This window comes from Streptomyces sp. AK010 (assembly GCF_014207295.1).
GTDB classification, from domain to species: Bacteria; Actinomycetota; Actinomycetes; order Streptomycetales; family Streptomycetaceae; genus Streptomyces; species Streptomyces massasporeus.
Genome location: NZ_JACHCX010000023.1, coordinates 1 through 18,630 on the forward strand (window position 1 = coordinate 1; position 18,630 = coordinate 18,630).

Here is an 18,630-nt window from a genome sequence, read left to right on the forward strand (position 1 = left end):
TCAGGAGTCCACACAACCCCCGATGATCACGCGGTGGCCGTACCCGTTCCCAGCCGGACCCGACTCAAGATCGCGAAGTCAGACTGGAGTATTAGGACTGTTCGGCCGTACGGCAGGCGCCATTGGGGCAACCCTTCCCGCGCCTGCCGCCGGCCCGTAGCTTCCAGGGGTCCCCTTCGCGTACGGTTGACGGCTGCCCAGCACGTCAGAAGGGGGCCCGGTGGCCGCTCAGGCTCAGAGACAAGGCGCGGTCGATTCGGTGCACGACTCGGTTCGTGACCGGGAGATCGACGTCGAACAGGAACACCTGGACCGGGTGTACCGGCGCCTCGAGGAGAAGATCCACGAGGCGGAGTTCCTCATGCAGGACGCGGCCCGGCGCGGCCAGGTCGGCACCCCCGGCGCACTCGCCGAACGGGACGCCCAGGTCTTCCGCGCGGGCATTCACCTGAACCGGCTCAACAACGAGTTCGAGGACTTCCTCTTCGGCCGTATCGACCTGCTGACCGGCAAGGACGGCAAGAAGGGCCCCGACGGGGCGTACACCGCCGTCGAGCCGGCGGAGGGGGCCGTACGCCCCGACAACACCGCCGACATCGCCGAGACCCTGCACATCGGCCGTATCGGTGTCCTCGACCAGGACTACACGCCGCTGGTCATCGACTGGCGGGCCCCGGCCGCCGCCCCCTTCTACCGCTCCACCCCGGTCGATCCCGGCCGTGTCGTGCGGCGCCGCGTCATCCGCTCCAAGGGCCGCCAGGTGCTGGGCGTCGAGGACGACCTGATGCGCCCCGAGCTCACGGCGTACCTCGACGGCGACGAGCTGCCCGCCATCGGCGACGGCGCCCTGATGGCCGCGCTCGGCCAGGCCCGCAGCCACACCATGCGCGACATCGTCGCCTCCATCCAGGCCGAGCAGGACCTGGTCATCCGCGCCCCCGCCGCCTCCGTGACGTACGTCGAGGGCGGCCCGGGCACCGGCAAGACCGCCGTCGCCCTGCACCGCGCCGCCTACCTCCTCTACCAGGACCGGCGCCGCTACGCGGGCGGCATCCTGATCGTCTCGCCCACCCCGCTGCTCGTCGCCTACACCGAGGGCGTGCTGCCCTCCCTCGGCGAGGAGGGCCAGGTCGCCATCCGCGCCATCGGCTCCCTGGTCGAGGGCAGCGAGGCCACGCTCTACGACTCCCCGTCGGTGGCCCGCGCCAAGGGCTCCTCCCGCATGCTCAAGGTGCTGCGGAAGGCCGCGCGCGGCGCCCTGGAGCTGAACGACCCGCCGGCCCGGCTGCGTGTGGTCGCCTTCGGACGCCGTCTGGAGCTTCAGGCCCGGGAGCTGGACGGCATCCGCCGCTCCGCCCTCGGTGGCACCGCCCCCGTGAACCTGCTGCGCCCGCGCGCCCGCAAGCTCCTGCTGGACGCCCTGTGGGAGCAGTCCGGCGCGGCCGGCCGGCACTCCGACCCCGAACTCGCGGCCGAACTGCGCTCCTCCTTCGACGAGGACATCACCTCCGAGGACGCCTTCATCGCCTTCCTCGACGCCTGGTGGCCGGAGCTGACCCCGGCGGCCGTCCTGGACGCCATGGCCGACGAACGGCGCCTCGGCCGCTGGGCCCGGCGGATCCTCAACCCAGGCGAGGTCCGCAAGGTCGCCCGCTCGCTCAGGCGCGAGGGCCGCACGGTGCACGACATCGCCCTGCTGGACGAGCTCCAGGCCGTCCTCGGCGCCCCGGCCCGCCCCCGCCGCAAGCGTGAACTCGACCCGCTCGACCAGCTCACGGGCCTGGAGGAGCTGATGCCGGTGCGCGAGGAGTCGCAGCGCGAGCGCGCCGAACGCCTCGCGCAGGAACGCGTCGAGTACGCCCACGTCATCGTCGACGAGGCCCAGGACCTCACCCCGATGCAGTGGCGCATGGTCGGCCGCCGCGGCCGGCACGCCACCTGGACGGTCGTCGGCGACCCGGCCCAGTCCTCCTGGTCCGACCCGGACGAGGCCGCCGAGGCCCGCGACGAGGCGCTCGGCACCCGCCCCCGCCGCCGCTTCGAGCTCACGGTGAACTACCGCAACCCGGCCGAGATCGCCGAGCTGGCCTCGAAGGTCCTCGCCCTCGCCATGCCCGGTTCCGTGTCGCCGAAGGCGGTCCGCTCCACCGGCGTCGAACCCCGCTTCACCGTCGTGGAGGACACGCTGGGCGCCACCGTCCGCGACGAGGCGGCCCGGCTGCTGGAGCGCGTCGACGGCACGGTCGGCGTGGTCGTCGCCATGCAGCGCCGCGAGGAGGCCCGCCGCTGGCTCGCCGGTCTCGGCGACCGGGTCGTGGCCCTCGGCAGTCTGGAGGCCAAGGGCCTGGAGTACGACGCGACGGTGGTGGTCTCCCCGGCGGAGATCGCCGACGAGTCCCCGGCCGGCCTGCGCGTCCTCTACGTCGCGCTGACCCGGGCCACCCAGCAGCTCACGGTCGTCTCGGCCGACCGGGACGAGCCCGACGCGGCGGGAGTTCCGGACCTGCTCAGGGACTGAGGCTCGATACCCACTTACCGGCGAAATGAACTACCGGTACGGGAATGGCCTTACGGAATCTGTTTGTTAGCCTGGATGTGGCACCGGCTCGATCCAAGCCCCCGGGCCCAACCTTCGTCGCTACGAGCGACCACTTGCCGCGAGGCGAGCATGGCGGGTCGGTGCCACCTACTTGAGAAGAGACCCACGTCCACGTGACGTGGGTCTCTTTATGCTGCCCCGTTCCGCGAACAAAACGTTCGCAATCGAGGGCGGCTACCTGCTACTCAGCGGTAGGTGCGACGATCGGACGGCACAACTCAGGCTCAGGTGAAAGCAGAGGAAGTCGGCCATGGCAACGGCGCCCAGCGTCTCCTACTCGATGACGGTCCGGCTGGAGGTGCCCGCGAGCGGAACCGCCGTCTCGCAGCTCACCACCGCCGTGGAGTCCTCCGGAGGCTCGGTGACCGGCCTCGACGTCACCGCATCCGGTCACGAGAAGCTTCGTATCGACGTCACCATCGCAGCGACGTCGACCGCGCACGCCGACGAGATCGTGGAGGAACTCCGCGGCATCGAGGGCGTCACGCTGGGCAAGGTCTCGGACCGGACCTTCCTCATGCACCTCGGCGGCAAGATCGAGATGGCGTCCAAGCACCCCATCCGCAACCGTGACGACCTGTCCATGGTCTACACGCCGGGCGTCGCCCGCGTGTGCATGGCGATCGCCGAGAACCCCGAGGACGCCCGCCGCCTCACCATCAAGCGCAACTCCGTTGCGGTCGTGACGGACGGTTCCGCCGTGCTGGGCCTGGGCAACATCGGCCCCAAGGCCGCGCTGCCCGTCATGGAGGGCAAGGCGGCCCTCTTCAAGCGGTTCGCCGGCATCGACGCCTGGCCGATCTGCCTGGACACCCAGGACACCGACGCGATCGTCGAGATCGTCAAGGCGATCGCCCCGGGCTTCGCGGGTATCAACCTCGAGGACATCTCCGCCCCGCGCTGCTTCGAGATCGAGGCCCGGCTGCGCGAGGCCCTCGACATCCCCGTCTTCCACGACGACCAGCACGGCACCGCGATCGTCGTCCTCGCCGCCCTGACGAACGCACTCAGGGTCACCGGCAAGGCGATCGAGAACATCCGCGTCGTCATGTCCGGCGCCGGCGCGGCCGGTACGGCCATCCTGAAGCTGCTGCTCGCCGCGGGCGTCAAGAACGCCGTCGTCGCCGACATCCACGGCGTCGTGCACGCCGGCCGCGAGGACCTGGTGGACGCCGCCCCGCACTCGGCACTGCGCTGGATCGCCGACAACACCAACCCCGAGGGCCTCACGGGCACCCTCAAGGAGGCCGTGCGCGGCGCCGACGTCTTCATCGGCGTCTCCGCCCCCAACGTCCTCGACGGCGACGACGTGGCCGCCATGGCCGAGGGCGCCATCGTGTTCGCGCTTGCGAACCCCGACCCTGAGGTCGACCCGGCAATCGCCCGCCAGACCGCGGCCGTTGTCGCGACCGGCCGCTCGGACTTCCCGAACCAGATCAACAACGTGCTGGTCTTCCCGGGTGTCTTCCGCGGTCTGCTGGACGCGCAGTCCCGCACCGTCAACACCGAGATGATGCTGGCCGCCGCGAAGGCCCTCGCGGACGTGGTGACCGAAGACGAGCTGAACCCGAACTACATCATCCCGAGCGTCTTCAACGACAAGGTCGCGGGCGCGGTCGCCGGTGCCGTGCGGGAGGCCGCCAAGGCGGTCGGTGCGTCGGCGGGCAGCCCGTCCGGAGTCTGAGGCCGAGGCCGTCCGGGCCGCTGCGGGGGTCCGGACGGCGCAGTCTCCCCGGACTGTGAGTAACCCCACGGCAGCCTGGAACCCGGCGCGTCGCAAGAACCCAGTCAGCAGCGGAGCTATCGTGGCGTAAGGCTCAGGCCCTCTATCCGTGTGACTCCCCAAGGGTGTTCTCACGACTCCAGCGGGTGCCGGATTGGCTTTCCCGCCGCAGGTAGGGGCAGGATGCGTCCCTGGGCGCGAGGGTCTGACGACGGACCCGGGTCCGGGGACTCATCGAGGACCCTGGCAGCATCGGCTTCGATCTGACGCCTCAACGGCAAGATGAACACGGGAGTAACAACATGAACCGCAGTGAGCTGGTGGCCGCGCTGGCCGACCGCGCCGAGGTGACTCGCAAGGACGCCGACGCCGTGCTGGCCGCGTTCGCCGACGTCGTCGGCGACATCGTCTCCAAGGGCGACGAGAAGGTCACCATCCCCGGCTTCCTGACCTTCGAGCGCACGCACCGTGCCGCTCGCACCGCCCGCAACCCGCAGACCGGCGAGCCCATCCAGATCCCCGCCGGCTACAGCGTGAAGGTCTCCGCGGGCTCGAAGCTCAAGGAAGCGGCCAAGGGTAAGTAAACCCTGCCGTTCGTACGCCGACGGTGTACGGACCCAGTGAGTGACATCAAAGGGGCGGCCACCCGAACCGGGTGGCCGCCCCTTTGGCGTCACTGCCTGCCGTGCTACCCGAGCGCCTTGCCCGGCAGCTCGACCTTCGCGCCGAGCTCCATCAACTTCTCCATGCTGTGCTTGCCCGGGGGGTGACCCCCGGGACCCCCAGCCGGACGGGTGTGGCCGCTGGGACCTGGTCTACCCGAGCGCCTTGCCCGGCAGCTCGACCTTCGCGCCGAGCTCCATCAACTTCTCCATGAAGTTCTCGTAGCCGCGGTTGATGAGGCCGATGCCGTGGACGCGGGACGTCCCCTGGGCCGCCAGGGCCGCGATCAGGTACGAGAAGCCGCCGCGGAGGTCGGGGATGACCAGGTCCGCGCCCTGGAGCTTCGTCGGGCCCGAGACGACGGCCGAGTGCAGGAAGTTGCGCTGGCCGAAGCGGCAGTTCGAGCCGCCCAGGCACTCGCGGTAGAGCTGGATGTGCGCGCCCATCTGGTTCAGCGCGGACGTGAAGCCGAGGCGGGACTCGTAGACCGTCTCGTGGATGATGGACAGGCCCGTGGCCTGGGTCAGGGCCACGACCAGCGGCTGCTGCCAGTCCGTCTGGAAGCCGGGGTGCACGTCCGTCTCCAGCGCGATGGACTTCAGCTGACCGCCGGGGTGCCAGAAGCGGATGCCCTCGTCGTCGATCTCGAAGGCACCGCCCACCTTCCGGTAGGTGTTCAGGAACGTCATCATCGAGCGCTGCTGCGCCCCGCGGACGTAGATGTTGCCCTCGGTCGCCAGTGCCGCCGACGCCCAGGACGCGGCCTCCAGGCGGTCCGGGAGGGCGCGGTGGTTGTAACCGCCGAGCTGGTCCACACCGGTGATGCGGATCGTCCGGTCGGTGTCCATCGCGATGATCGCGCCCATCTTCTGCAGCACGCAGATGAGGTCCTCGATCTCCGGCTCGACGGCCGCGTTGGACAGCTCCGTGACGCCCTCCGCGAGGACGGCCGTCAGCAGTACCTGCTCGGTGGCGCCGACGGACGGGTACGGCAGCGCGATCTTCGTACCGCGCAGCCGCCGGGGCGCCTCCAGGTACTGGCCGTCTTCCCGCTTCTCGATCTTCGCGCCGAACTGCCGCAGCACCTCGAAGTGGAAGTCGATGGGCCGGCCGCCTATGTCGCAGCCGCCGAGGCCGGGGATGAACGCGTGGCCGAGGCGGTGCAGCAGCGGGCCGCAGAACAGGATCGGGATACGGCTCGAACCCGCGTGGGCATCGATGTCAGCGACGTTGGCGCTCTCCACGCGCGTCGGATCCATCACCAGTTCGCCGGGCTCGTCACCCGGACGGACCGTCACACCGTGCAGCTGCAGCAGACCCCGTACGACTCGCACGTCGCGGATGTCCGGAACATTTCGCAGCCGGCTGGGAGCGCTGCCCAGCAGCGCTGCGACCATGGCCTTCGGTACGAGGTTCTTCGCACCGCGGACACGGATCTCGCCCTCCAGCGGGGTTCCGCCGTGGACAAGCAGGACATCGTCGTTGACGGTCATGAATCTCGCGTTCCATGGAGTCGGGCAGGGGCCAGGAGGGAAAGGGTAATCGCCCACCACCCCCCTTCTGTAAGCCCGAGCGAGACCCAGCCACGTCATAGCTCTGTCACAACACGAACGGTTCCGTTCCGGGCACATGGGGTCACGGCCGGTTTCGTGCGCACGGGGCGCATCAGTGCGCCCTGAGCTGCGTTCCCTGCCTGTCCCGCATTGCCTCCCCATGCGGAGGGAGAATGCGGGATCATGTCTGCCATGACCGAGGTGTCCTCGCTCACAGGGCGGTTGCTCGTGGCCACCCCCGCCCTGGCGGACCCGAACTTCGACCGCGCGGTGGTGCTGCTTCTCGACCACGACGAGGAGGGCTCCCTCGGTGTCGTCCTCAACCGCCCCACCCCGGTGGACGTGGCCGACATCCTGGAGGGCTGGGGGGATCTCGCCGTGGAACCGGGTGTCGTGTTCCAGGGCGGCCCGGTGTCGCTGGACTCCGCCCTCGGGGTCGCGGTCGTTCCCGGTGGTGCGACGGGTGAGGCCGCCCCGCTGGGCTGGCGCCGGGTGCACGGCGCGATCGGGCTGGTCGATCTGGAGGCCCCGCCGGAGCTGCTGGCCTCCGCCCTCGGCTCCCTGCGCATCTTCGCCGGGTACGCCGGCTGGGGCCCGGGCCAGCTGGAGGACGAACTGGTGGACGGCGCGTGGTACGTCGTCGAGTCGGAGCCCGGCGACGTCTCGTCCCCGTCCCCCGAACGGCTCTGGCGCGAGGTGCTGCGCCGCCAGCGCAGCGAACTGGCGATGGTGGCGACGTACCCGGAGGACCCTTCGCTCAACTGATGCCTGTGAGCTTCAGTACCCTTGGCTCTATGAGCACTCTCGAGCCCGAGCGCGGGACTGGTACGGGGACCCTCGTTGAGCCGACGCCGCAGACCTCGCATGGTGACGGTGACCACGAGCGCTTCGCCCATTACGTCCAGAAGGACAAGATCATGGCGAGCGCCCTCGACGGCACCCCCGTCGTGGCGCTGTGCGGCAAGGTGTGGGTGCCGGGCCGCGACCCGAAGAAGTACCCCGTGTGTCCCATGTGCAAGGAGATCTACGAGTCCATGAGCTCCGGCGACGACGACAAGGGCAAGGGCGACAAGTAGGCCCGACCCGCGGGGCGTGAGGCCTCCAGGGCGCGTTTTGCGTGCCCTGGAGGCTTTTGTGCTGTCCGGGTGTTGCGCGGGGTGCGTCTGCCGGTCACAGAGTGGTTGAGACCTCTTGTGGGTGTGTTCATGCAGTCCTTAGCCTCCGAGTGTTGTGCACAGCGAAACCTTCATTGCGCATGTTGCAACACTCCCTCGGAGGAGCACTCCATGAAGCTGTCCGTCCGATGTGCCGGGCTCACCGCGCTCGCCGCTCTCCTGGCCACCGCCTGCGCGCCCCAGACCTCCTCGAACTCCTCCTCCGACAAGGACGAGAAGACCGGCACGCTGCGCGTGTGGCTCTTCCAGGAGGTCGGCAACGCCCCCAAGCAGAAGGTCGTCGACTCCGTCGTCGCCGGCTTCGAGAAGGCCCACAAGGGCACCAAGGTCGACGTCGAGTACATCCCGATCGACACCCGCGCCCAGCGCGTCAAGGCCGCCTTCAACGACCCCGCCTCCGCGCCCGACGTGATGGAGTACGGCAACACCGACACGGCCGGCTATGTGAAGGACGGCGGACTCCTCGACGTCACGAAGGAGTTCGGCGACTGGGCCGAGGCGAAGGACACCGACCCGACGGCGAAGCAGTCGGTGACGGTGGACGGCAAGCTCTACGGCGCCCCCTTCTACGTCGGCGTCCGCGCCCTGTACTACCGCACGGACGTGTTCAAGGAGCTCGGTCTGTCCGTCCCGAGGACGATGGACGAACTCGCCTCCACCGCCCGCGAGATACGCGCCGCCAGGCCCGAGCTGTACGGGCTGGTGGTCGGCGGCGCCTACACCTACGGCGCGATGCCGTTCGTGTGGGCCAACGGCGGTGAGCTCGCGAACGGCAAGAGCGGCTCGTACGCGTCCGGCATCGACAGCCCTCAGGCCCGCAAGGGCATCAAGGCGTACACGTCCCTCTTCGGCGACGACAACTGCCCGGCCGCCAAGTGCGCGGGCATGGGCGGCAACGACACGATCTCCGCGTTCGCCGCGGGCAAGGCGGGCATGGCGATCGGCGGCGACTTCAGCCACACCGCCGTGGAGGCCGGCAAGGCCAAGGGCAAGTACGCCGTCGTCCCGCTGCCGGGTGTGAAGTCCGGCTCGATCGCCCCGGCCTTCGCGGGCGGCAACAACATCGGCGTCCTGAAGAGCACGTCCCACCGCACGCTCGCCGTGCGGCTGATGGAGCAGTTCGCCTCGAAGAAGACGCAGGGCGAACTCTTCGACGCGATGGGCTTCCTGCCGACCTTCACCGACGTCCGCCAGCAGGTCGCGCAGCAGGAGCCGTTCGTGAAGCCCTTCGTGCGGACCCTGTCCGCCGGCACCAAGTTCGTCCCCGCGTCGCCCGCCTGGGCCCAGATCGACTCCTCCCTCGTCCTGCCGACGATGTTCCAGGAGGTCATCAGCGGCAAGAAGGACGTCGCGAAGGCCTCCGACGACGCCGCGAAGAAGATGAACGACGCGTTCGGCTCCGCCGGGTGAAGCCGATGAACGACCGCGGTTGCGTGAAAATCCCCGTGGCCGCGGCGCCGACCGTGGCGGCCCCCCGGCCCCCGCGTGAAGCCGCCGGCGCACGGGGCCGCCGCACCGCACGCGGGGCCGCCCGCCGCACCGGCGGCTTCACGCCCTGGCTGTACCTCGCGCCCGCGCTCGTCGTGCTGGGCGGGCTGCTCGTCTACCCGATCTACCAACTCGGTCTGATCTCCTTCTTCCAGTACACGCAGGCGCAGGTCAGCGGCGGGGAACCGGCCACCTTCGAGGGGTTCGGGAACTACGCCGCGCTGTTCGGGGACCCGCAGTTCTGGCAGGTGCTGCTCGCCACCGTGCTGTTCGCGGCGGCCTGTGTCGTCTCCACGCTCGCCGTCGGCTGCGCCCTGGCCGTGCTCCTCACCCGCGTCCGGGCCGTACCGCGGCTCGCGCTGATGCTGGCCGCGCTGGGCGCCTGGGCGACCCCGGCCGTGACCGGCTCCACGGTGTGGCTGTTCCTCTTCGACCCCGACTTCGGCCCGGTCAACCGCATGCTGGGCCTCGGCGACCACTCGTGGACCTATGGCCGTCTCAGCGCCTTCTTCCTCGTGCTGCTCGAAGTGGTGTGGTGCTCCTTCCCGTTCGTCATGGTGACCGTGTACGCGGGGATCCGCGCCGTACCCGGTGAAGTGCTGGAGGCCGCCTCCCTCGACGGCGCCTCGCAGTGGCGCATCTGGCGTTCCGTACTCGCCCCGATGCTCCGGCCGATCCTGGTCGTCGTCACCATCCAGTCGGTCATCTGGGACTTCAAGGTCTTCACGCAGATCTACGTCATGACCGGCGGCGGCGGCATCGCCGGCCAGAACCTCGTGCTCAACGTCTACGCCTACCAGCAGGCCTTCGCGTCCTCGCAGTACGGCCTGGGCTCCGCGATCGGCATCGTGACGCTGCTGATCCTGCTCGCCGTCACGCTGGTCTACCTGCGGCTGCTGCGCCGTCAGGGGGAGGAACTGTGAACCTTCCACGCGCCCGAGTGCGCCGCCCGGGCAGGCTGGCCGCCGAGGCCTCCGCCCTGCTGATCGCGATCGTCGTGGCCTTCCCCCTGTACTGGATGGTGCTCAGCGCCTTCAAACCGGCCGGGGAGATCGAGTCCGGCGAACCCAGGCCGTGGACCCTCGCGCCCTCCCTGGATTCCTTCCGGCGTGTCTTCGGGCAGCAGGAATTCGGCCGCTACTTCCTCAACAGCCTCGTCGTCGCGAGCTGCGTCGTGATCGCCTCCGGGTTGATCGCGTTTCTCGCCGCGACCGCCGTCACGCGATTCCGGTTCCGCCTGCGGACCACCCTTCTGATCATGTTTCTGGTGGCCCAGATGGTGCCCGTGGAAGCCCTCACGATCCCCTTGTTCTTCCTCATGCGGGACGCCGGCCGGCTGAACACGCTGGGCTCGCTGATCCTGCCCCACATCGCCTTCTCGCTGCCCTTCGCGATCTGGATGCTGCGGGGGTTCGTGAAAGCCGTTCCGGAGGCGCTGGAGGAGGCCGCCTACATCGACGGGGCGAGCCGCGCGCGATTCCTCTGGCAGATCCTTTTCCCCCTCGTCCTGCCGGGTCTCGTGGCCACCAGCGTGTTTTCGTTCATCTCCGCCTGGAACGACTTCCTGTTCGCCAAGTCGTTCATCATCAGCGACACCGCGCAGTCGACGCTGCCGATGGCCCTCCTCGTCTTCTACAAGCCCGACGATCCGGACTGGGGCGGAGTCATGGCCGCCTCCACGGTCATGACGATCCCGGTCCTGGTCTTCTTCGTACTCGTACAGCGGCGCCTGGTCTCCGGACTGGGCGGAGCGGTGAAGGACTGACGTGACCGAACTGATCCCGGCGCCCCGCAGCGCCACCGCCGGATCCGGCGAGGTGCGGCTGACGCACCGCTCCCGGCTCCGCGCCGACACCGCGACGCAGGGCGTCGCCCACTGGCTGGGCGCCGCCCTGCGGCAGACCACCGGGCTGCCGCTGCGCGAGGCGCGGGAGCCCGACGACGCCGAGGGCGGCATCGAACTGCGACTCGCCCCCGGTCTCGGCCCCGAGGAGTACCGCCTCGTCAGCGACGGCTCCGGCGTCCTCGTCGAGGGCGGCAGCGCGGCCGGTGTCTTCTGGGGCGCCCAGACCCTGCGGCAGCTCCTCGGCCCCGACGCGTACCGCAGGGCCCCGCTCGATCGCGACCGCGCCTGGAGCGTGCCGCGTCTGACGATCGAGGACGCTCCCCGATTCCGCTGGCGCGGCCTGATGCTCGACGTCGCACGGCACTTCATGCCCAAGGAAGGCGTGCTGCGCTACCTCGATCTGATGGCGGCGCACAAACTCAACGTCTTCCACTTCCATCTGACGGACGACCAGGGCTGGCGCATCGAGATCGAGCGGCATCCCCGGCTGACCGAGATCGGCTCCTGGCGCGCCCGTACGAAAACCGGCCACCGCGCCTCGCCGTTGTGGGAGGACAAGCCGCACGGCGGCTACTACACCCGGGACGACATCCGCGAGATCGTCGCCTACGCCGCCGAGCGGCATATCACCGTCGTCCCCGAAATCGACGTGCCGGGCCACTCGCAGGCCGCCATCGCCGCGTACCCGGAACTCGGCAACACCGACGTCATCGACACCACATCCCTCTCCGTCTGGGACACCTGGGGAATCAACCCGAACGTACTCGCCCCCACTGACAACACCCTGCGCTTCTACGAGGGCGTCTTCGAGGAAGTGCTCGAGCTGTTCCCCTCGCAGTTCGTCCACGTCGGCGGCGACGAATGCCCCAAGGACCAGTGGCGGCGGTCGGAGACGGCCCAGGCGCGGATCAGGGAACTCGGGCTCGCGGACGAGGACGAGCTCCAGTCCTGGTTCATCAAGCACTTCGACGCGTGGCTCTCCGCGCGCGGGCGCCGGCTGATCGGCTGGGACGAGATCCTGGAGGGCGGGCTCGCCGAGGGCGCCGCCGTCTCCTCCTGGCGCGGCTACGCGGGAGGCGTCGCCGCCGCCCGGGCCGGCCACGACGTCGTCATGTGCCCCGAGCAGCAGGTGTACCTGGACCACCGTCAGGACCCGGGCCCCGAGGAGCCGGTACCGATCGGGTGGGTGCGCACCCTGGAGGACGTCTACCGGTTCGAGCCCGTTCCACCGGAGTTGACGCCCGAGGAGGCCCGGCACGTGCTGGGCACCCAGGCCAACCTGTGGACCGAGGTGATGGAGGACCACGCGCGCGTGGACTATCAGGCCTTCCCCCGTCTCGCGGCCTTCGCGGAGGTCGCCTGGAGCGCACTGCCCGCCCCGGCGGAACGGGACTTCGCCGCTTTCCGGAGCCGTATGGCCGCGCACTACGGGCGGCTCGACGCCCTGGGCGTCGCCTACCGGCCTCCCGCCGGCCCCCTGCCCTGGCAGCGGCGCCCCGGGGTGCCGGGCCGCCCGATCGACGGCCCGCCGCCCCGCCGGTAGCGGTACCCGTCACGACCGAACAGCTCGAACAGGCCACAGAAAAAGCGCACAAGGGTCACCGAAAGTGCCAATCGGCATGCACTGGTGAACCAGTGAGAAAACGGATCATCTCGCCGGTGAGGTGGGTGAATGCCTCCTAGCGGACCCGTGTCTTCGGCTCTCGCCAAGATGTGCCAGAGTTGCCACGTCCGCCCTGTCAGCACGTACCGTACGGCAGCACAGGTGGGACCAGGTGGGGCAGCGGGAAGGGGCAGCCGGTTTGACCACGCACGCACCGCAGGCGGCGCAGGCCGTCACGCTGCCCACGACGCTGGACGAGGCCGTCGCGGCGCTCACCGCCGTGCCCGCCGCCGTGCCCGTCGCGGGCGGCACCGACCTGATGGCCGCCGTCAACTCCGGGCAGCTCAGGCCCGCCGCCCTGGTGGGACTCGGCCGGATCAGCGAGATCCGAGGCTGGCAGTACCTGGACGGTCACGCGCTGCTCGGCGCGGGCCTCACGCACGCGCGCATGGGCCGCCCCGACTTCGCGGCCCTGATCCCGGCGCTCGCCGCCGCCGCACGCGCGGCCGGCCCGCCGCACATCCGCAACGCGGGCACCCTGGGCGGTAACATCGCCTCGGCCGCCCCCACCGGGGACGCGCTGCCGGTGCTGGCCGCCCTGGAGGCGACACTGATCGTCGCGGGTCCGGGCGGAGCCCGCCGGGAGATCCCCGTGTCGCACCTGCTGGCCGGGATGGACATGCTCCGCGCCGGCGAGCTCATCGGCTTCGTGCGCGTGCCGCTGCTGCACGCCCCGCAGGTCTTCCTCAAGGCGACCGGCCGGACCGGCCCGGGGCGCGCCGTGGCGTCCGTGGCCCTGGTCCTGGACCCGGCGCGCCGGGGCGTGCGCTGCGCGGTGGGCGCCATAGCGCCGATGCCGCTGCGGCCCCTGGACGCCGAGCAGTGGGTCGCCGGCCTCATCGACTGGGACAACAACCGCGCGCTCGTCCCCGAGGCGCTGAGCGCCTTCGGCGAGTACGTCGCCGCGGCCTGCATCCCCGACGCGGCGCCGGCCGAGGACGGCTCGGTCGCACAGCTTCCGCCCGCCGTACTGCACCTGCGGCGCACCGTCGCCGCGCTGGCCCGACGAGCACTGGGGAGGGCGCTGTCGTGAGCGACGACCAGCACGGAGAGGGCACGTCCCGGGGCGGCAGCCGCTGGGACCCGCTGCCCCAGGGCGAGTACGACGACGGTGCCACGGCCTTCGTCGAACTCCCCGAGGGAGGCGTCGACGCCCTGCTGGCCGCCGACAGCCCCCTGGCCGCGCCCGGACACGGCTACGTACCGCCGCAGATAACGGTCAACCCCGCGACGACCGCCGGAACCGACCCGGCCGCCACGGGCGCGTGGCCGGTGCCGGGCGCGCCGGTCGACGGGGCGCAGTGGCACGACCCGAACGCCGGGCACCGGCAGCACGGCCACGAGCACGGCGCGCACCACCAGCAGGGCCACGACGTGCCCGAGCAGTCCTACGGCGGCACCGACGCGCCCTACGACCCCGGCACGCCCTACGGCCCCGACGCGACGGCACCGCCGCACGTCGGCGACGACCGGTTCACGTACAACCCCGGGGCGACCGGGCAGTGGACCTTCGAGGAGACCGCGGCCGCCGAAGGCGCGCCCGGCCATGACGTGACCGGGCAGTGGTCCATCCCCGTCGCCGGGGGCGACCTTCCGGACGAGTCGGGCGAGTTCACCACGTCCTCACTGGTCGAGCAGTGGGGCGGCACCCCGCCGGCCACGCTGCCCGGCGGCGCGCCCGCGCCCTGGGCGACGCAGGCCACGGGCCGGCCGTGGGGGCAGGACCCGCAGGACACGGCGGAGCGGCAGGAGGCCCGGCCGGGCTTCCCCCACGAGCACGGTCACGAGCAGGGCGACGCCGCCCCCGTCACCGGTTACGCCCCGGAGTCCGGATACGCGCCGGAGCAGCAGGCCGCCGGGCCGCCGCCGCAGGAGGCGGGCCCGGAGGCCGGGCCCGGGCACCACCCGCAGGACGTTCACGCGCCGGGCGTCCACGAGGACAGCGGTCACGGTCACGCGCATCGGCCCGGGGAGTTCGGCCACGGGCCGGAGTCCCTCGAAAACGCCGGCCACGGGCCGCGGACGCCGGGTGACGGCCACGCGCCGCAGCCGCCGCCGAGCGCCGCGTACGCGCCGGGGGAGCCCGGGGAGGCCGGGCACGCGGTGGACCCGTCCCGTTTCGCCGACCACGGGGCCGAGCCGTCCGACTTCGCCGACCACGGGGCCGAGCCGTCCGACTTCGCCGAGCACGGGGCCGAGCCGTCCGACTTCGCCGAGCACGGGGCCGAGCCGTCCGACTTCGCCGACCACGGGGCCGAGCCGTCCGACTTCGCCGAGCACGGGCCGGAGCACCCGGACTTCGCCGAGCACGGGCCCGAGGGGGCCGGCGCCGTCGGTCACGCGCCCGGGCAGCCGTACGGCGAGGCCCATGACGGGTTCCCCGGGGAGCATGTGCCCGAGGCGCACCCGGAATCCGCCGCGCTTCCACAGGACGCGCAGGACGCCCAGATCGCCTCACAGGCCACTCCCGGCCTCGGTGAGGCCGATGCCCCCGCCGAGTCGCCCGAGGACACGCCAGGGGCCCTGGAGGCCGCCGACGGCCCCTCCGAGCCCGCTGCCGGGCCCCTCGCGGACCCGGACACCGGCACCGGCACCGGCACCGGCACCGGCCCGGAGACCGCCGACGGCGAGACCCCGGCCGAGGACCCGGCCCCGGACCAGGACCCGGCCAACGCCGCGACCACCCCGTCCGCGGACGCCCCCCACGACGTACCCCCCGCGGCCCCCCAGGAGGAACACCCCCTCGCCTCCTACGTGCTGCGCGTCAACGGCACCGACCGACCCGTCGGCGACGCGTGGATCGGCGAGTCCCTGCTGTACGTGCTGCGCGAGCGGCTCGGACTGGCGGGCGCCAAGGACGGCTGCTCGCAGGGCGAGTGCGGCGCGTGCAACGTCCAGGTCGACGGGCGGCTCGTGGCGTCCTGTCTCGTCCCGGCCGTGACCGCCGCCGGGAGCGAGGTCCGTACCGTCGAGGGCCTGGCCGAGGACGGGCAGCCGTCGGACGTGCAGCGGGCGCTCGCGCGCTGCGGCGCCGTCCAGTGCGGCTTCTGCGTCCCCGGCATGGCGATGACCGTGCACGACCTGCTGGAGGGCAACCCGGCGCCCACCGAGCTGGAGACCCGCCAGGCGCTGTGCGGCAACCTGTGCCGGTGCTCCGGCTACCGGGGCGTGGTGGACGCCGTCAAGGAGGTCGTCGCCGAACGCGAGGCCCACTCCGCGCCCGCCGACGGCGACTCCGGCGAACCCCGCATCCCGCACCAGGCGGGCCCGGGCGCCGGTGGCGTGAACGCATCGGCCTTCGGAGCGCCCCCGGAACCGCACACCCCGCAACCGCACACCCCGCAACCGCACTCCCCAGAAGCGCACGACCAGCCCTACGGCCAGGACGGAGGCCCCGCGTGAGCAACGAAGCAGCCACCGCCCAGGCCGCACAGGCCGCGGAGGCCGCCCCCGCCCCCGAACCGCTTCCGCACGGCATCGGCGCCTCGCTCCCGCCCGCCGACGCCCGCGCCAAGACGGAGGGCACCTTCCCGTACGCCGCCGACCTGTGGGCCGAGGGCCTGCTGTGGGCGGCCGTGCTGCGCTCAGCGCACCCGCACGCGCGCATCCTGTCCATCGACACCACCCACGCGCGCGAGATGCCCGGCGTCCGTGCCGTCGTCACCCACGAGGACATCCCCGGCCGCCCGCTGCACGGCCGCGGCACGGCCGACCGCCCGGTCTTCGCCTCCGAGGTCGTGCGCCACCACGGCGAGCCCATCGCCGCCGTCGCCGCCGACCACCCCGACACCGCGCGCATGGCGGCCGCCGCCGTCATCGTCGAGTACGAGGTGCTGGACCCGGTCACCGACCCGGAGCAGGCGTTCGAGGCGGAGCCGCTGCACCCCGACGGCAACCTGATCCGGCACATCCCGCTGCGCCACGGCGACCCGGAGGCGGCCGGCGAGATCGTCGTCGAGGGCCTGTACCGCATCGGGCGCCAGGACCCCGCGCCCATCGGCGCCGAGGCCGGCCTGGCCGTGCCGCGCCCGGACGGCGGGGTGGAGCTCTACCTCGCCTCCACCGACCCGCACGCCGACCGCGACGCGGCCGCCGCCGCGTTCGGCCTGGAACCCGAGCGCGTCAAGGTCGTCGTGACCGGCGTCCCCGGCGCCACCGCCGACCGCGAGGACCAGGGCTTCCAGCTCCCGCTCGGCCTGCTCGCGCTGCAAACCGGCTGCCCGGTGAAACTCACCGCCACGCGCGAGGAGTCCTTCCTCGGCCACGTCCACCGGCACCCGACCCTGCTGCGCTACCGCCACCACGCCGACGGCGAGGGCAGACTCGTCAAGGTCGAGGCGCAGATCCTGCTCGACGCGGGTGCCTACGCCGACACCTCCTCCGAAGCCCTGGCCGCCGCCGTCGCCTTCGCCTGCGGCCCCTACGTCGTCCCGAACGCCTTCATCGAGGGCTGGGCCGTACGCACCAACAACCCCCCGTCCGGCCACGTACGCGGTGAAGGCGCCATGCAGGTCTGCGCCGCCTACGAGGCGCAGATGGACAAGATCGCCAAGAAGCTCGGCATCGACCCGGCCGACGTACGGCTGCGCAACGCCCTGGCGACCGGCGACGTGCTGCCGACCGGGCAGACCGTGACCTGCCCGGCCCCGGTCGCCGAACTCCTCCAGGCCGTCCGGGACTTCCCGCTGCCGCAGCTGCCCAAGGACACGCCCGAGGACGAGTGGCTGCTGCCCGGCGGACCCGAGGGCGCGGGCGAACCGGGCGCCGTGCGCCGGGGCGTGGGCTACGGCGTGGGCATGGTGCACATGCTCGGCGCGGAGGGCGCGGACGAGGTCTCCACGGCGACCGTGAAGGTCCACGACGGTGTCGCGACGGTCCTGTGCGCGGCCGTCGAGACCGGCCAGGGCTTCACCACCCTGGCCCGGCAGATCGTCCAGGAGACGCTCGGCATCGACGAGGTGCACGTGGCGCCGGTCGACACCGACCAGCCCCCGGCGGGCGCGGGCTGCCGCGGCCGTCACACCTGGGTCTCGGGCGGTGCGGTGGAGCGCGCGGCGAAGATGGTCCGTACCCAGCTCCTCCAGCCGCTCGCCCACAAGTTCGGCATGTCGACGGAGCTGCTCCAGATCACCGACGGCAAGATCACGTCGTACGACGGGGTCCTCTCCACGACCGTCACCGAGGCGCTGGACGGCAAGGAACTGTGGGCCACCGCCCAGTGCCGCCCGCACCCGACCGAGCCGCTGAACGAGACCGGCCAGGGCGACGCGTTCGTGGGCATGGCCTTCTGCGCGATCCGCGCGGTGGTGGACGTGGACATCGAGATCGGTTCCGTACGGGTCGTGGAACTGGCCGTCGCCCAGGACGTGGGCCGCGTCCTGAACCCGACCCAGCTCGCCGCCCGGATCGAGGCGGGCGTGACGCAGGGCGTCGGCATCGCCCTCACGGAGAACCTGCGCACGCCGCGCGGCATCGTCCGCCACCCCGACCTGACCGGTTACGCCCTCCCGACCGCCCTCGACGCGCCCGACATCCGCATCGTCCGGCTGGTCGAGGAGCGCGACGTGGTCGCACCCTTCGGGGCCAAGGCCGTCAGCGCGGTGCCGGTCGTGACGTCCCCGGCGGCCGTCGCGTCCGCCGTCCGCGCCGCGACGGGCCGTCCCGTGAACCGCCTCCCGATCCGCCCCCAGGCCGCGGTGGTCACGGAACGGGGCTGAGGCCGGCGCCTCCCGCGGGGCCCGGCCGGGCCCCGCGCACCGGAGTCCGCTCCACCCTCGTGGAACCCGCGCCACGAAGGGAAGGCGATTTCGGCGGAAAGGGAACGCGCCCGAGTGCTCTGAGCGTCCTACGGGGTGACGTGGCGTGGTCGCCGGGCGCGCGTCGCCGGTCCGGGGCGTTGTCAGTGGTGGCACGTACTGTT

General features: G+C 71.9%; 13 protein-coding genes. 12 read left to right on the forward strand and 1 reads right to left on the reverse strand.

The window, feature by feature from the left end; genetic code table 11:
* Positions 1–220: 220 nt before the first annotated feature.
* From HDC93_RS32030 to HDC93_RS32040, 3 genes are all read left to right on the forward strand, one after another.
* A complete protein-coding gene (locus tag HDC93_RS32030) occupies positions 221–2,518 on the forward strand; it encodes a UvrD-helicase domain-containing protein (protein WP_185014338.1) in 2,298 nt (765 codons plus the stop codon).
* A 331-nt stretch (positions 2,519–2,849) separates the two neighbouring features.
* Positions 2,850–4,283, forward strand: a complete 1,434-nt coding sequence (locus HDC93_RS32035; protein WP_185014339.1) for an NAD-dependent malic enzyme — start codon at positions 2,850–2,852, stop codon at positions 4,281–4,283.
* 341 nt (positions 4,284–4,624) lie between these two features.
* Positions 4,625–4,906 (forward strand): HU family DNA-binding protein, encoded by a 282-nt coding sequence (locus HDC93_RS32040; protein ID WP_003990598.1) that lies wholly within the window; start codon positions 4,625–4,627, stop codon positions 4,904–4,906.
* A 231-nt stretch (positions 4,907–5,137) separates the two neighbouring features.
* On the opposite strand, the gene murA is transcribed toward HDC93_RS32040, so the two are convergent.
* Positions 5,138–6,478 (reverse strand): UDP-N-acetylglucosamine 1-carboxyvinyltransferase, encoded by a 1,341-nt coding sequence (murA, locus tag HDC93_RS32045; RefSeq protein WP_142163576.1) that lies wholly within the window; start codon positions 6,476–6,478, stop codon positions 5,138–5,140.
* 252 nt (positions 6,479–6,730) lie between these two features.
* Between murA and HDC93_RS32050 the strand changes: the two genes are divergently transcribed.
* The 9 genes from HDC93_RS32050 (at position 6,731) to HDC93_RS32090 (ending at position 18,427) form a co-directional block, all read left to right on the forward strand.
* Entirely contained in the window at positions 6,731–7,303 is a 573-nt protein-coding gene (locus tag HDC93_RS32050) for a YqgE/AlgH family protein (RefSeq protein WP_185014436.1), read from the forward strand.
* 29 nt (positions 7,304–7,332) lie between these two features.
* Positions 7,333–7,614: a DUF3039 domain-containing protein gene (locus HDC93_RS32055; protein ID WP_003990595.1), complete on the forward strand. Its 282-nt coding sequence runs from the start codon at positions 7,333–7,335 to the stop codon at positions 7,612–7,614.
* Positions 7,615–7,824: 210 nt separating this feature from the next.
* Positions 7,825–9,123 (forward strand): extracellular solute-binding protein, encoded by a 1,299-nt coding sequence (locus HDC93_RS32060; RefSeq protein WP_185014340.1) that lies wholly within the window; start codon positions 7,825–7,827, stop codon positions 9,121–9,123.
* Positions 9,124–9,128: 5 nt separating this feature from the next.
* Positions 9,129–10,124: a carbohydrate ABC transporter permease gene (locus HDC93_RS32065; protein WP_260419881.1), complete on the forward strand. Its 996-nt coding sequence runs from the start codon at positions 9,129–9,131 to the stop codon at positions 10,122–10,124.
* On the forward strand, positions 10,121–10,966 hold the full coding sequence (locus HDC93_RS32070; protein WP_185014341.1) for a carbohydrate ABC transporter permease: 846 nt from the start codon (positions 10,121–10,123) through the stop codon (positions 10,964–10,966). The genes HDC93_RS32065 and HDC93_RS32070 overlap by 4 nt, the downstream gene beginning before the upstream one ends.
* A gap of 1 nt (position 10,967) precedes the next feature.
* Positions 10,968–12,590, forward strand: a complete 1,623-nt coding sequence (locus HDC93_RS32075; protein WP_185014342.1) for a beta-N-acetylhexosaminidase — start codon at positions 10,968–10,970, stop codon at positions 12,588–12,590.
* A 259-nt stretch (positions 12,591–12,849) separates the two neighbouring features.
* Positions 12,850–13,743 carry a xanthine dehydrogenase family protein subunit M gene (locus tag HDC93_RS32080; protein WP_097216932.1) on the forward strand — a complete coding sequence of 298 codons (894 nt, stop codon included), beginning with the start codon at positions 12,850–12,852 and terminating at the stop codon, positions 13,741–13,743.
* On the forward strand, positions 13,740–16,112 hold the full coding sequence (locus tag HDC93_RS32085) for a 2Fe-2S iron-sulfur cluster-binding protein (protein WP_185014343.1): 2,373 nt from the start codon (positions 13,740–13,742) through the stop codon (positions 16,110–16,112). Before HDC93_RS32080 ends, HDC93_RS32085 begins: the two co-directional genes overlap by 4 nt.
* Entirely contained in the window at positions 16,109–18,427 is a 2,319-nt protein-coding gene (locus tag HDC93_RS32090) for a molybdopterin cofactor-binding domain-containing protein (protein WP_185014344.1), read from the forward strand. Before HDC93_RS32085 ends, HDC93_RS32090 begins: the two co-directional genes overlap by 4 nt.
* Positions 18,428–18,630 lie beyond the last annotated feature (203 nt).